Raw genomic sequence first — 14,545 nt, forward strand, 5'->3', positions numbered from 1 at the left:
GGGAGAGCCGATGGAAGCCGTCGATACCAAGTCGCTGCCGGAGAACGCCTACGAACCGCTAAAGCCGGGCGAGGAATACCAGTCGATCGTCCCGCCTTCGGCGACGTTTCCCGAGGCGACTTGGGTCTCCGTGTTCTTTGGGATCGTCTTCTGCGTCATCTTCTCGATCGCGTCGGCATATTCCGGCCTGAAGGTCGGCCAGGTCATGGAGGCGGCGATCCCGATCGCGATCTTGGCGATCGGGCTCACACGCGTCGTCTCGAAGGATCCGCCGCTCCTCCAGAACGTCATCATGACGGGGATCGGCGGCGTCTCGGCATCGGTCGTCGCGGGCGCCATCTTCACGTTGCCGGCGCTGTACTCCCTGCAACTCTCGCCGAAACCGATCCAGACGACATTCATCTGCCTCGCGGGAGGCTGTCTCGGCGTCCTCTTCCTCATCCCCCTGCGGCGTTACTTCGTGCGCGAAATGCACGGCAAGTATCCGTACCCCGAGGCGACCGCGATCACGGAGATCCTCGTCACCGGTGAGAAGGGGGGCTCGCAGGCGATGCTCCTCCTCCAGGCGACCGTCGTGGCGGCCGTCTACGACTTCTTCGTGACGACGTTCCGCGTCTGGAAGGAGATGGTCGACTTCCAGTTCGTCCCGCTCATGAAGGACGCCGCGGACAAGGCGAAGGTGGTCCTCAAGTTCGACGCTGTGGCGTTCATTCTCGGCCTGGGATACGTCATGGGCCTCCGGTCGTCGATGATCCTGTGCGCCGGCGGCGTGCTCTCGAACTTCGTCCTGGTGCCGCTGGTCTACTACGTCGGGTCTCACGTTCCGGAGATCCTTCCGCCCGGCACGAAGGCGATCTCGGCGATGTCCGCCGGCGAGGTCTTCCGAGGCTACGTCCGTTTCATCGGCGTCGGCGCGATCGCGACGGCAGGAATCTTCGGCATCTTGAAGTCCCTTCGGGTGGTGGCGGGATCGTTCAGCATCGCGATCAAGGCGTTCCGCCACGGCGAGAAGCATCTCGAGCTCGACCGTACCGACCGGGACATCTCGATCATGACGATGCTCGTCGGCACGATCGTCACGTCGATCCTCGCGATCGTCTTCTTCTCGACCCTCGAGGCTGGAGGATGGACCGCCGTAGGAGTCGGGTTCCTCCTGATGCTCGTCTTCTCCTTCTTCTTTACCTCGGTCGCCGCCAACGCGATCGCGACGACGGCGCGGAATCCGGTCTCCGGAATGACGATGCTGACGATCATGATCTCATCGGTAGTCCTGCTGAAGTTCGGGTTGTCGGGGCCGACGGGGATGTTCTTCGTCATGGCGATCGCGGGGATGGTCTGCACTGCGCTCTCGGTGTCGGGCCAGGCGATCACCGATCTCAAGACCGGGTACTGGCTCGGCTCGACGCCGCAGGTGCAGGAGCGCGTGAAGTTCCTCGGGGTGATCGCGGCGTCGATCGCGACCGCGGCCACGATCGCCGTCCTCGCCAACGCGGGATACTTCTTCGGCGACGCCCCCGAAGGCACGGCGGCCGCTAAGATCCTCGCCGCCCCGCAGGCCTCGATCATGAAAGCGCTTGTCCAGAGCTTCATGAACCGAGAGCCGGTCGCGTGGGCGCTGTTCGGCGTCGGCTCCGCGATCGCGATCGTCCTCGAGATGCTCCAGGTGCCCGCGCTCACATTCGCACTGGGGATGTATCTCCCCCTCGAGCTGAACTCCCCCGCCCTCGTCGGCGGCTTCCTCCACCACCTCGTCACCGGCAAGGCCGCGAGGACGGGAGGCGACAAGGGCCGCTCGCTGCGCGAGCGCGGCGTCGTCATCGCGTCGGGAATGATGGCCGGCGGCGCATTGGGGGGCGTGTTCGGTGCCGCCCTGCGCCTCGTCCCCTCGTTCAAGGAAGAATGGATCAAGCTTCCGTTCTACGACACGGACTCGATCTCTCAGCTCGTCTCGATCGTCGCATTTCTGGCCCTCGTCGGATATTTGTGGTGGGGATCGAACCGCAGGCCGGCGGGCGCCCTCGACTGATCCCCCCGCATCCAACGATCACGGACCCCGACCGTCGTAAGACGCGTCGACGCCTCCCCGCCGCGGCACGGTGAATCTCTTACGTCGTGCACCGAGGAGTGTCGCCCTCATCTCCGGAAATGGCGCGCCATCGCGCGTGGGCGCGATTCTTGAAGCACCGCGCCGACGGAGGTGTCTATGAAGCTCAGAAGCGTTTCCATCCTGATGCTCGTGCTGGGTCTCGTCTTGACCCTCGGCTCGTTCGCGAGCGCCGACGATCGTCCGCACGAAGGCAAGGTCACCGCCATCGACACGTCGCAGATGGTCATGCAGGTCCAGGGCGACAAGGGCGATCAGTGGAACCTGTTCTGGACGCCGTCGACCAAGCTGAAGGGCGATCTCGCCGTCGAAGAGGTCAAGGTCGGGGACAAGGTCCACTTCGACTTCGTCCAGAAGGACGACAAGATGTATCTCGTCGAGCTCAAGCGTACCGAGAAGGCCAAGGGTTGATCAGCGGCGGGCCTTCTTCGTCATCGCCTTCCTGAGCTGGGCCAGCGCCGCGCTCTCGATCTGCCTCACGCGCTCGCGCGAGAGGGAGAGGAGTGTGCCGACCTCCATGAGGGTCATCGGCGTCTCGCCGTCGAGGCCGTAGCGCGACGCGAGCACCGCCTGTTCCCGGAGCGGCAGCGCGCGGAGGTGGCGGCGCAGGCGGCGGACGTCGTCTTGCGCGACGGCGGCGGCGTCGGGCCGCTCGCCACGCTCGTCCTCGAGTGTATCGAGGAGCGTGCGCGGATCATCGGCGGAGATCGGGTCGTCGAAGCGCAGCTCGCGCATCGTGGGCCGGCCGTGCACGCGCTGGTACCGCGGAACGCGGACGAGACGGCCGCCGTCGGAGATCGCTTCGAGGATCGCCTTCCGGATCCAGAAGGCGGCGTACGTTATGAACCGCGCGCCGTTCGCCGGATCGAACCGGCGGATGGCCTTGAGCAGCCCCACGCACCCTTCGTGCACGAGGTCCTCGAACGCGACGCCGCGTCCGCGGTAGTCCATCGCCACACGGATGACGAAGGCGACGTGTGTGCGCACGAGGCGCTCGGCGGTCTCCGGCGCACCGCGACGGGCCTCGGCGACGAGCGTGAACTCCTCGTCGCGGCTGAGCTTCGGGACCGTGTGGACTCGTTTCAGGTAGCTCGAGATGACGGCGCTGTTTTCCATGGGGAAACGGTATGAGCGCCTTGAAACGGATCGGTGACGGAACGGGGACGGAAAAGGGTCAGCCCGGCTCGATCCTTCCCGGCGGGCTCGGCGCCACCGCGATCAGCGTTGGTGCGCGAACACTTTGAACGCCCCCGCTTCTTTCTTCACGCCGACGACGATCGGGAAACCGTCGAGATTGCACTCGGCGAGCTTGCCGGAGAAATCGAGGAGACGCACCGGCTCGCGCCCCTCGAATTTCGCGTCGACGAGGGCGTCGATCGCGCCGGGCGCGGCATCGCCCTGGGCGCACTTGAGCTTGGGGAGCATCGAGGCGCCGGTCGCGGTCTTGACGAGCTCGGTGATGTCGAGGCTGTCCTCGAGCTCTTTCTCGCCGGCGAGGACGAGCGAGATGCCGCCCTCGTCGCGGTGGCCCGTCTTCATCCCCTCCGGTGTTCCGCAATCGGCCGGGACGAAACGCGGATGGTTGAGGACGACGGCGACGGTGTGGTGGTTGCCGTCGCGGAGGTCGATCGCCGCCGACTCGCGAAGGTACGAGCCCTCCGGGAGCTGCGCGAGGAGACCTTTGGCACCCTTTCCCGCCGGCGGGAGCGTGTAGACGTAGTCGGTGACGCTCTTGCTCGTGAACGATTGGAGCACGACGTTGCGGCTCTTCTCGCGCGGCGGCTTCTTCCCGGTCGCGAGCTGGTACGCCGCGTCGAACGCGTCGTCGTCCCACGCCTTCCGCGCCGTGAGGAAGATCGTCGCCGGGTCCTCGATCGACGTTCCGTCCTGCGACAACGCCACGCGCAGCACGAGATCGTACGGGACGTTCTTGTCCTGCACGATGAGCCAGCTCGCCGGCCAGCCGTCTCCCGAGTCGATCGTCTTGAGGCAGGTCGTCGCGCGTGCCGCATCGAGGATCGAGCTCGCCGCGACCATGCTTCCGTCGGGTGCGGCGAGCTGTTTCGCCGCGACCTTCTGCGCGAGCGACGCGGCGAGCTGAGGGAGCTTGTCCGCCGGCGGACGTGGGGTGTCTTTGGCGGCGAGCGCCGTCGCCGCAACCGCGAGAAGGAGGGGCACGATCGTCTTCATCGCGGACACGTTACCCCAATCTCCCGTGCGCACAACCTCGCGTTCTCGCGCGGGGAACCGAGAGACGCTCGAACGCTTGGTGCGCGGAGCCGCTGAGGTTACGTTCCCGCCCGCATGACATCCGCTTCGGCCCACGCGATCTCGCCGGTCCTGGACGCGCGCTTCCTCGTCGTCGAGACGCTGGGGCGCGGCGGCCAGGGAACGGTCTACCGCGCGTTCGACAGGCTCACGAGACGCGACGTCGCGCTCAAGACGCTCCACCCCGTGCCCGATCTCGATCCGGTGCATCCGCTCGTAGCGGAGTTCGCGGCGTGGTCGCGTCTCCGGCACCCTCACGTCGTGCGCGCGTACGAGATGGGCCGGGCCCGCTCGGGGCCGCTCGAGCCGGGAACGCCCTACCTCGTGCTCGAGCTGGTCCGCGGGCTTCCGGTTCACCGCGCGATGCGCGCCGGCGCCACGAGCGGCGAAGCGGTCGAGGAGGTGGGCCGGCGCCTCCTGCGCGCGCTCGACCACGTTCACCGTGCGGGATTGGTTCACCGCGATCTCAAGCCTGGCAACGTCCTCGTCGGCCCCGGCCGCCGCGGACCGGGGCGCGTGAAGCTCACCGACTTCGGGCTCGCCTCGCCGTCCGGTCTGGCGGGCGCGCCCGGCCGGATCAGCGGCTCGATCCCTTACGTCGCGCCCGAGCGGATCCTTGGCCTGCCGCTCGACGGGCGCGCCGACCTCTACGGGCTCGGCATCCTCCTCTTCTATCTCGCGACCGGCCGGCTGCCGCTCCTCGCGCGCTCGCCGCAGCGATGGCTGCGCTGGCACCTCGCCGGTCCCCCGGCCGATCCCCGCGTCGTCCGTCCCGAGATCCCGGCGCGTCTCGCCGATCTCGTCATCAAGCTCACCGCGCGCGATCGCGACGCGCGCCCCCCCACCGCGGCCGAGGCGCTGGCGCTTCTGGGGCCGGCTCCGCCAGCGGCGCCACGCGCCTCGGCCTCCCACCTGACTTCGTCGCAGCGCGCCGCGCTGAGGATGGCGCTCGACGCGGCGCGTCGCGGCGAGTCACGGGAGATCGTGCTGCCGCCGGGCGCGGCGCGTCAGGAGCTCTCCGTCGCGGCGGCGGCGATGGGGCTCGCGGTTCACAGGCTCCGCCGTCCCTCCGGAATCGCCGAGGTCGTGCTGACGCTCCTGCTGGCGCGCGGCAGCGAGGCGCAGGCGACGGCCCTGCGCCACGGCCTCGCGCGCGGGCTCCCGCTCTCGTTCGTCGGAGGCGTGCCGGTGTGGGACCGCTCCGTCGGCGCGCCGCCGCCTCGCGCCGTGGCCGTGCTCGCGCGCGGAGTCGCCGCGTTCCTCGTCGCCGAGGCGCGGCGACGTCCTCTCGCTCTCGTCGTCGAGCCCGGTGCCACGCGCGACCCGCTCGCCGGTACGGTCGTCGCGATCCTCAGGCGGAGCGTGTCGTCGCCGCGTCCTCGCTCTTGCCGCGGGCTCCTGCTGGCCCTTTCCCCATGTGCGCGATCACGTTGTCGCCGAACTCCGAGCACTTGATCTCGACCCCGCCGTCCATCAGGCGCGCGAAGTCGTAGGTGACGCGCTTGCTCGCGATCGCGCCGTTCATCCCCTCGAGGATGCGGTCGGCGGCCTCGTTCCAGCCGAGATAACGGAGCATCATCTCGCCCGAGAGGATGACCGAGCCGGGGTTGACGCGATCGAGGTTCGCGTACTTCGGGGCCGTCCCGTGCGTCGCCTCGAACACGGCGTGGCCGGTGACGTAGTTGACGTTCCCGCCCGGCGCGATGCCGATCCCGCCGACCTGCGCGGCGAGCGCGTCGGAGAGGTAGTCCCCGTTCAGATTGAGGGTGGCGATGACGTCGAAGTCGTCCGGTCTCGTGAGCACCTGCTGGAGCGTGATGTCCGCGATCGCATCCTTCACGAGGACGCGCCCCTCGGCGAGCGCCGCCTTCTGCTCCGCGTTCGCCGCGTCCTCGCCCTTCTGCGACCGGGTCTTCTCCCACCGCTCCCAGGTGTACACCTTCCCGGCGAACTCGCGCTCCGCGAGCGCGTAGCCCCAGTTGCGGAACGCGCCCTCGGTGAACTTCATGATGTTGCCCTTGTGCACGAGCGTCACGCTCTTCCGCTTCTGCGCGATCGCGTAGGCGATCGCGGCGCGGACGAGCCGCTCGCTCCCGTCCCTGGAGACCGGCTTGAAGCCGATCGCGGCGGTCTCGGGGAAGCGGATCTTCTTGTACGACGACGGGAACTCCTGCTTCAAGAAGGCGAGGACCTTCGCCGCCTCGCGCGTTCCTTCGGCGAACTCGATCCCCGCGTAGATGTCCTCGGTGTTCTCGCGGAAGATGACCATGTCGACGGCGTCGGGACGCTTGACCGGCGACGGCACGCCCGCAAACCAGCGCACCGGCCTGAGGCAGACGTAGAGGTCGAGGATCTGGCGTAGCGCGACATTGAGCGACCGGATCCCGCCGCCGACCGGCGTCGTGAGCGGTCCCTTGATCCCCACGAGGTGGCTGCGGAACGTCTCGAGCGTCTCGTCGGGGAGCCAGCTTCCGGTCGCGTCGAACGCCTTCTGACCGGCGAGCACCTCGACCCACCGGATCCGGCGTGCGCCCCCGTAGGCTTTCTCGACGGCGGCGTCGATCACGCGGGACGCGGCGCGCCAGATGTCGGGGCCGGTGCCGTCCCCCTCGATGAAGGGAATGACCGGATGGTCCGGCACCGCGATCCGTCCGTCCGAAAGAGTGATCCGCTCGCCCTTGGCTTCGCTCATGATCGTGGCTCCTCACCGGGCCCGCGGAGATGCCGGCCCGGCCTGTAAGGATAGATGTCGACGACCTCCCCGCGCGCGTGCATCTCCTGCATCCGGTGCCAGAAGTCGACGTGGAGCAGCTCTTCGTGGTGGTCGAGGAAGACCTCGCGCAGGCCTCGCCTCAGGCCCAGGAACGAGCGGAACTCCTCGGGAAAGATGTCACGCTCGCCGACGTAGAACCAGGGCTCGCCGGCGGTTTCCTCGTCGCCGCTCTTCGCCTCGGGCAGCGCGCGGAAGTTGCAGTCGGTGAGCAGGCACAGCTCGTCGTAGTCGTAGAAGATGAGCCGGCCGTGCCGGGTCACGCCGAAGTTCTTGAGCAGCATGTCGCCGGGGAAGATGTTGGTCGCGGCGAGATCGCGCAGCACCTGGCCGTACTCGACGACCGCGTCGCGCGCCGCGTCGTCGGGCGCGACCTTGAGGTAGACGTCGAGCGGCAGGAGCCGCCGCTCGGTGTACAGGTGCGCGATGACGACGCGGTCCGCGCGCAGGCGCACGCTCTCGCCCGCCACGGTCAGGAGCTCGCGGAGGAGCCGCTCCGTGAACCGCGACGCGTCGAACTCGAGGTGCTCGAACTCCTGCGCGTCCGCGAGGCGTCCCGCGCGGTCGTGGCGGAAGACGAGGCCGTACTTCTCCCGGACCTCCTGGTGCGTCACGGTCTTTGGATAGTCGAAGCGGTCCTTGATGACCTTGAACACGACGTCGAAGCCGGCGAGCGTGAAGACGCTCATGACCATGCCGCGCTGCCCCGGCGCGATGTCGAAGCGGTCGTCGGTCTCCTCCAGGTGATCGAGGATCGACCGGTACAGCTCGGTCTTGCCGTGCTTGTTGCACCCGACGGCGTTGTACAGCTCGGCGAGCGGCTTGCGGGGCATGATCGTCTTCAGGAAGGCGACGGTCTCGCGCGGGCTTTCCATCTCGACGAGGAAGTACGACCGCGCGAAGCTGAAGACGATGCTGACCTCGTCTTCGGTCATGAGGACGGCGTCGACGGCGATCCTTCCTCCGAAGTTGACGAGCGCCATGACCCACGGGACGCTGCCCCGATCGGTCTTCACGCGCCCGACGACGTACGCTCCCTTCCCGCGGAAGAAGACCGGCCTGAGCAGCTCGAGGGCGAGAACGCGGCGGCCCTCGAGCTGGCGCTCCATCTCGCCGGCGATCCGGGCCGCGTCGCCCTCGGCATCGTCCCAGCCGGGATCGAAGCGATACGCCTCGAGCACCGTGAGGACGAGCGAGGTGAGCGTGCCGTTCCGCGGGAAGGTCGCCATCTCGGCGCCGGCGGGATCGACCGAGGGCCGGTGGAGCTGCGGGATGACGAACTCGACCGCCGGATCGGCGCCGATCGTGTGGAAGATCTTGCGCGTATACGAGTTGAAGAACGTCTCGGCGAGCTCGACGTCGGGACGGCCCTTCATCGCGCGCGCGTAGGCGCTTCGAAGCGCCGTCCATGTCGGGCGGTCGGCGATCCGATCGTCCATCAGCGGCCGCAGGCGCTCGAGCCCTTCCTGGACCGCCTCGAGGTAGAGGTCGAACCGCCGCGCGGAATCGCGCTGGACGGCATGCCAGTCGCGCGATTCGAAGTTCGCCCGCGCGCGGTGGGTCAACGCTCGGAAGCGCTCGGTGTAGGAGCGGAACGACTCGGCGATGAGGGACGCACCGTCTTGGACGAGAGACCGTTCCATGGGATCCACGAGTGTAGCGGGGCGCGCCGGTTTTTTCCTATAGACTTCGCCGATGCGCTGGGTCCGGAACGCCTTCCTCGTCGGGTGCTGCCTCGCGCCGGCGTTCGCCGCAGATCGTTTCGACCTCGTCGTGAAGGGCGGAACGGTCTATGACGGCACGGGCGCCCCGGGGCGCAAGGCCGACGTGGGAATCAAGGGGGATCGGATCGTCGCCGTCGGCGATCTGTCGGCCGCCGCGGCCGCGCGTGTCGTCGACGCGAAGGGGCTCGCTGTCGCACCGGGATTCGTCAACATGCTCTCGTGGGCGACGGATTCCCTGATGGTCGACGGACGCTCGATGAGCGACCTGAAGCAAGGGGTCACCCTCGAGGTCATGGGCGAAGGCTGGTCGATGGGGCCCCTGACCGACTCCATGAAGAAGGAGATGAAGGAGCAGCAGGGCGACATCAAGTACGACATCACGTGGACGACGCTCGGCGAGTACCTGGACCAGCTCGTCAAGCGCGGCATCTCGCCGAACGTCGCGAGCATGGTCGGCGCCACGACTCTCCGCATCCACGAGCTGGGTTACGCCGATCGCGAGCCGACCGCGGACGAGCTGGCGCGCATGGAGGCTCTCGTCCGCGCGTCGATGAAGGAGGGCGCCCTCGGCATCGGCGCCGCGCTCATCTACGCTCCCGGCTTCTACGCGAAGACGCCGGAGCTGCTCGCGCTCGCCAAGACCGCGGGAGAATCGGGCGGCGGCTACATCGCCCACATGCGCAGCGAGGCCAACCGTCTCGACGAAGCGGTCGACGAGACGATCGGCATCGCGCGTGCGGCCGGCGTGCACGGCGAGATCTATCACCTGAAGGCCGCCGGCCGCGCGAACTGGCCGAAGATGAAGGGCGTGCTCGCGAAGATCGAGGCCGCCCGGAAGGACGGCGTCTCGATCAGCGCGAACATGTACACCTACCTCGCGGGCGCGACCGGCCTCGACGCCGCGATGCCGCCGTGGGTCCAGGAGGGCGGCCTCGATGCGTGGGTGAATCGCCTGAGGGATCCCGCCGTCCGCGCGCGCGTGATCGGGGAGATGCGCACCCCGGCCGACACGTGGGAAAATCTGTGGCTCCAGGCGGGATCCGCCGACAACGTGCTCTTCACCGGCTTCAAGACCGAGCGGCTCAAGCCGCTGACCGGCAAGACTCTCGCCCAGGTCATGAAGATGCGCGGCACCTCGGCGGAAGACACGATGATCGACCTCGTCATCGAGGACCACACGCGCATCGAGACCGTCTACTTCCTGATGAGCGAGGACAACCTGAAGCTCGAGATCGCCGAGCCTTGGGTCGCCTTCGGCTCCGACGCGGAGTCGTCGGCGCCCGCGGGGGTCTTCCTGAAATCGAGCACGCACCCGCGCGCCTACGGAAACTTCGCCCGTGTCCTCGGCCACTACGTGCGCGACGAGAAAGCGCTCGCGCTCCCCGACGCGATCCGCCGCCTGACGGGCCTCCCCGCCGAGAACTGGAAGCTGAAGGATCGCGGCTGTCTGGCCGCCGGCTGCTTCGCGGACGTCGTCGTCTTCGATCCCGCGAAGGTTGCCGACCACGCCACGTTCGACAAGCCGCGGCAGTACGCGACCGGCGTGCGCGACGTCTTCGTCAACGGGGTGCAGGTCCTGAAGAACGGCAGCCACACCGGAGCCAAACCAGGGCGTGTGGTGCGGGGGCCGGGCTGGGCGGGAAGTTAACTGTTAACTGTTGACTGTTAACTGTCGACTTCTTCTCAGTGCTTCACCACGTAGTTCTTGGACTCGAGGCACGCCGAGAATGACTTCTTGAACGCGGTGATCTGACTTTCGTTCGCTTGGGCCTGAGCTTGCGCCTGCTGCTCGACCTGCTGCTGCGCCTGCGCTTGAGCCTGCTTCTTCTTGCGGCGGCCGGCGACGGCGCCCGCCGTCGCGCCGATCGCTGCGCCTTTGCCCGCGTCGTCGCTCGCGACCTCGCCGATCACCGCGCCGGCGGCAGCGCCCTTGGCCGCGCCCGCCACGCCGGCGCCCTTACCCGCCTGCGCCGCCTGCTGCTGGGCGGCCGCGTTCTGCTGGGCTTGAGCCTCGGCCTGCTTTTGAACCTGGAACGGATCGACGCCGGTCTGCTTGACGGCGGCCTGGTAGCACGCGGCTTCGTCCTGGGATTGCTGGGAGGCGTCCTGCCCCTTCGACGGGAAGGCGTAAACGCCGACGGTGGCGGCGAGCGTCTTCTGACCCGTCGGTTCCGCTGTCTGAGCCCATCCCGCGGACGGCAAGGCGATCGTGATGAGAATGACCGCAGAGAGTACGCGCTTCATCATCCACCTCCTCAAAAACGGAATCCTACTCCTACAAACGGCCCGGCCATCGTGATGTGGTAGACGATCCTCCCATCGTCGTAGTCGATGCTCAAGTAGCGGTAACCAAAGCTCAGCGTGGTCAGCTTTTTGAACCGGTAGCCGCCCGCGGCCAGGACCTGCCACGTGAACCGGTCATCGCCTCCGCCCCCGAGGTCGCCGTAACCCGTGACGAGCCAACCCGAGGACGACTGCCACCCGACCCGGGCCCCCCCGATCGCATCCCACCAGTCGATCGCCGTAGAAGCGTTGCGGCCGGCCAAGATGCCGGTCGTCAACGTGAGATCGGCGTCGACGTGGGTGTAGCGCGGCCCGAGGAGGACGTCGACCTTGACCGGCCCGTCGTAGGCGCGATAGCTCGCGAGCGCCGTGTAGAACTGATCTTTGATGTCGACGCTCGCGTCCGACGTACCGATGGAGAGATCGGCGTAGAACGTGTCCACGAGAGCGCCCCACCGGCCGTGCCGTGCCTCGAACGCGCCCATCCACGCGAAGTGCAGATCGCTCCAGACATCCGAGAAGCTCGTCTCGCCGCCGCCCGAGCCGAGCCTGCCGATCTTGATGTTGCCGTCGATGCCGACCAGCCAGACGTAAGGGGTGACCTGGAATTGCCAGCCATCGGGTGGCGCGGCAGCCGGTGCCTGCTGCGCGCGACACGGCGCAGCGGCCGCCACGAGCACACAACCGAGGACCACGCCGAGCTGACGGAGCTTTGTTCTCATGAGCACCCTCGCTTGGCGGGACCCTATCCGAGTCGCAAGCGAGGCGTCAAGGGGACGAGAGCTCCGACTTCGCGATCCGATACACCTCGGCGAACCGCGCGTCCCCCGGCTCGAGCTGGGTCGCCTTGTGGAGCGCCTCGAGCGCTTCTTCCGGCCGGCGCTGGCGGACGAGCGCGAGCCCGAGCGCGTGCCACAGCGCCGCGGAGTCGGGCGCGACGGCGAGGCCGGCACGGAGCGTCGCATCGACGTCCGCCTCGCGGCCCGCCGCGCGGTGGACGTCGGCGAGGTTGACATAGCCCGCCGGGCTCCGGGGCGTGATGCGGATCGCCGCACGGCATTCGCGATCGGCGGCGTCGAGATCGCCGAGCTCCTCATCGAGGGCGCAGAGGTTGAGGTGAGCCTCCGGCCTGTCCGCTTCATCCTGCTGCGAGCGCTTCCACTCCTCGAGGGCCGAGGCGCCTCGCGGCGCGTCGGGAGTGCCGACCAGGGCGCGCCCCGCGTCGATGCGCACCGTCCGGATCGGATCGGAGGCGAGGGGTGCCAAGAGTGGCCCGCGGGTCGCGGGCGGCGCCTCGGCGAGCGTGAGGACCGCCGCATCGCGCACGAGCGGATCGCGATCGGCGAGCGCCGCCGCTTCGACCCGGACGTCGCGCGTCAAGGTCAGCGCCGTCGCGCGGACGATCGCCGGCTGCGTCCCGTCGCCGATCAGCGCCGCCAAGGCCGGCGCCGCCGCCATGGGATCGGCGCGCCCCCCCGCGATCGTCTCGCTCCAGTGCGGCGGCTTCGGGCGCCACCACCAACGTGACGGCTGGTCCGGATGGCAACGCGCGCACACATTCGGCGCACCGGTCTTCGCAGAGAGGTCGGGGCGCGGCACCTTGAAGCCGTGGTCGTGCCGCGCATGAACGACCATGTAGGTCGTCGTCGGCATGTGGCACGAGGTGCATGTGCTGCCGGCGGCGTGGTGATGGTGCGCCGGCACGTCGAACCGCGCCGGGTCGTGGCACTTCGCGCACGCGCCGTTGCCGGGAAGGGTCTTCGAGGTGTGCGGATCGTGACAATCGGTGCAGGTCACCCCGGCCGCATACATCTTGCTCTGCGAGAACGAGCCGTATTCGTAGTCCTCGTCCTGGATCTGACCGTCGGCGTAGTACGTTCCCGGCGTGAGAAGCGAGACGCGGTGCGTGTCCATGAGCGGCCGGCCGTAGACGTAATCGCGGCTCACGACGCCGCGCCGCGCGTGGCAGCGGCCGCACGCCTCCACTTCGGTGTGCAACGCTCGTGGCTGCGATCGCTTCGCGATGCCGGTCGTCGCATCCATGATCCACGTCGCCGGATCCTGGAGCGTCACCACGAGCCCGCCGTTCCCTTTGAGCGCGACGTGGCGCGAGCCGGGCCCGTGACACGCCTCGCACGACACGTCGATCTCGGAGAACGTCGTCTGGAACGTATCCTTCGCTCGATCGTAACCCTTCACGACGCCGGTCGAATGGCACTCCGCGCACATGTCGTTCCAGTTCTGGTAGATCCCCGTCCAGTGAAGGATGTCGTCGTGCGGGACCGGCTCGTTCGGATAGAGGTGGAACCAGCGCCGCGAGCGCGTGTCCCAGCAGACGTTGAGCGCCTGGATCCGTCCGTCCGGGAACCGGATCAAGTACTGCTGCAGCGGGTCGACGCCGAAGGTGTACGCGATCTCGTAGTCGTGGAGCGCGCCGTCGGGGCCGTCGGTGCGAGCGACGAACTTGCCTTCTTTCTTCAGAAACGTCGTGGTGACGCCGAAGTGCGTGAAGGTGGCACCGTCGAAGTCGCCGAGGACCGTGTCCGGGCCCGCGACCTGCATCGCGCGGTCATGGTGGGAGCCGCGCCAGCGCGCGGCTTCCGCGGCGTGACAGCCCTCGCAGGACGAGCGGCCGACGAACGTCAGCGGAGGCGAGGCGTGACGGCAGGCCGCCGCGGCCATCGTCACGGTCAGGATCAGACCGTGGCGGAGGCCGCGGCTCACCGCACGCCTACTTGTCGTCCGGGTTGAAGAACTTGAACGTGAGCGCCGCGACGGCGCCGGCGAGCATGTCGGCGACGATGTGGATCCAGACGCTGCCGGCATCGATGAGATGCATCGCGGACGCGCCGATCGCGACCGCAGGGTTCATGGCGCCGCCGGAAATGGGGCCGATCGAAAAGGCGCCGGCCATGACGGTGAAGCCGATCGCGAGTCCGTAGTACGAATTGCCGGCGGCGGACCGTGCCGTCGCGACGTTGAGCACGACGTACACGAGCGCGAAGGCGAAGAGGAACTCCGCGAGGAACGCCGGCCCGGTGTGGGGCACGAACGACGTGTCGGGCGACGCGCCGACGAGGTATCTCACCGCGAAGGACGCCACGAACGCACCGATGATCTGCGCGAGCCAGTACGGCGCGAGATCGGTCGTGGGGCAACGGCCGCGGATCCAGACGCCGAGCGTCACCGCGGGATTGTAGTGGGCGCCGGAGATGTGACCGCCGGCATAGACCATCACCATGAGGACAGCACCGATCGCGAGCGGAGGCATGATGCCCGTGCCTCGCGACAGAACGGTGCAACCGATCGTCAGGACGAGGAAGAACGTCCCGATGAACTCGGTCAGATACTTGTTCATCCGCTACCCCCTTTATGGTCGGGGGCGGATTCTAGCCG

At 68.2% G+C, this 14,545-nt stretch carries 12 protein-coding genes; 4 read left to right on the top strand and 8 right to left on the bottom strand.

The features are described 5' to 3' along the window. Positions 1 to 10 precede the first annotated feature (10 nt). Both VFV19_06775 and VFV19_06780 read left to right on the top strand, forming a co-directional pair. Positions 11 to 2,026 carry an oligopeptide transporter, OPT family gene (locus VFV19_06775; GenBank protein ID HEX4823998.1) on the top strand — a complete coding sequence of 672 codons (2,016 nt, stop codon included), beginning with the start codon at positions 11 to 13 and terminating at the stop codon, positions 2,024 to 2,026. Positions 2,027 to 2,203: 177 nt separating this feature from the next. Further along, positions 2,204 to 2,515, top strand: coding sequence for a hypothetical protein (locus VFV19_06780; protein ID HEX4823999.1), 312 nt, complete (start codon positions 2,204 to 2,206; stop codon positions 2,513 to 2,515). Here the strand turns inward: VFV19_06780 and VFV19_06785 are convergent, their stop codons facing one another. Then, positions 2,516 to 3,220, bottom strand: a complete 705-nt coding sequence (locus VFV19_06785; protein ID HEX4824000.1) for a sigma-70 family RNA polymerase sigma factor — start codon at positions 3,218 to 3,220, stop codon at positions 2,516 to 2,518. Positions 3,221 to 3,322: 102 nt separating this feature from the next. Continuing rightward, entirely contained in the window at positions 3,323 to 4,294 is a 972-nt protein-coding gene (locus VFV19_06790; GenBank protein ID HEX4824001.1) for a hypothetical protein, read from the bottom strand. A gap of 114 nt (positions 4,295 to 4,408) precedes the next feature. Here VFV19_06790 and VFV19_06795 point away from each other — a divergent pair, with 114 nt between their 5' ends. Beyond that, positions 4,409 to 5,827: a serine/threonine-protein kinase gene (locus VFV19_06795; GenBank protein ID HEX4824002.1), complete on the top strand. Its 1,419-nt coding sequence runs from the start codon at positions 4,409 to 4,411 to the stop codon at positions 5,825 to 5,827. On the opposite strand, the gene icd is transcribed toward VFV19_06795, so the two are convergent. Next, complete coding sequence (gene icd / locus VFV19_06800) at positions 5,724 to 7,064, bottom strand: NADP-dependent isocitrate dehydrogenase (protein HEX4824003.1); 1,341 nt, start codon at positions 7,062 to 7,064, stop codon at positions 5,724 to 5,726. The two genes, VFV19_06795 and icd, sit on opposite strands and share 104 nt — an antisense overlap. Next, entirely contained in the window at positions 7,061 to 8,785 is a 1,725-nt protein-coding gene (aceK, locus tag VFV19_06805) for a bifunctional isocitrate dehydrogenase kinase/phosphatase (protein HEX4824004.1), read from the bottom strand. The genes icd and aceK overlap by 4 nt, the downstream gene beginning before the upstream one ends. Positions 8,786 to 8,837: 52 nt before the next feature. Here aceK and VFV19_06810 point away from each other — a divergent pair, with 52 nt between their 5' ends. Next, positions 8,838 to 10,514, top strand: coding sequence for a D-aminoacylase (locus VFV19_06810; protein ID HEX4824005.1), 1,677 nt, complete (start codon positions 8,838 to 8,840; stop codon positions 10,512 to 10,514). 35 nt (positions 10,515 to 10,549) lie between these two features. Here the strand turns inward: VFV19_06810 and VFV19_06815 are convergent, their stop codons facing one another. From VFV19_06815 to VFV19_06830, 4 genes are read right to left on the bottom strand one after another with little or no spacing between them, the layout of a single operon-like run. Next, a complete protein-coding gene (locus VFV19_06815) occupies positions 10,550 to 11,110 on the bottom strand; it encodes a hypothetical protein (GenBank protein ID HEX4824006.1) in 561 nt (186 codons plus the stop codon). Positions 11,111 to 11,121: 11 nt separating this feature from the next. Continuing rightward, complete coding sequence (locus tag VFV19_06820) at positions 11,122 to 11,871, bottom strand: hypothetical protein (protein HEX4824007.1); 750 nt, start codon at positions 11,869 to 11,871, stop codon at positions 11,122 to 11,124. 46 nt (positions 11,872 to 11,917) lie between these two features. Continuing rightward, entirely contained in the window at positions 11,918 to 13,873 is a 1,956-nt protein-coding gene (locus VFV19_06825; protein HEX4824008.1) for a tetratricopeptide repeat protein, read from the bottom strand. 7 nt (positions 13,874 to 13,880) lie between these two features. Beyond that, entirely contained in the window at positions 13,881 to 14,507 is a 627-nt protein-coding gene (locus tag VFV19_06830) for an aquaporin (GenBank protein ID HEX4824009.1), read from the bottom strand. Positions 14,508 to 14,545 lie beyond the last annotated feature (38 nt).

The organism is Candidatus Polarisedimenticolaceae bacterium, assembly GCA_036275915.1.
In the GTDB taxonomy this organism is placed as follows: Bacteria; Acidobacteriota; Polarisedimenticolia; order Polarisedimenticolales; family DASRJG01; genus DASRJG01.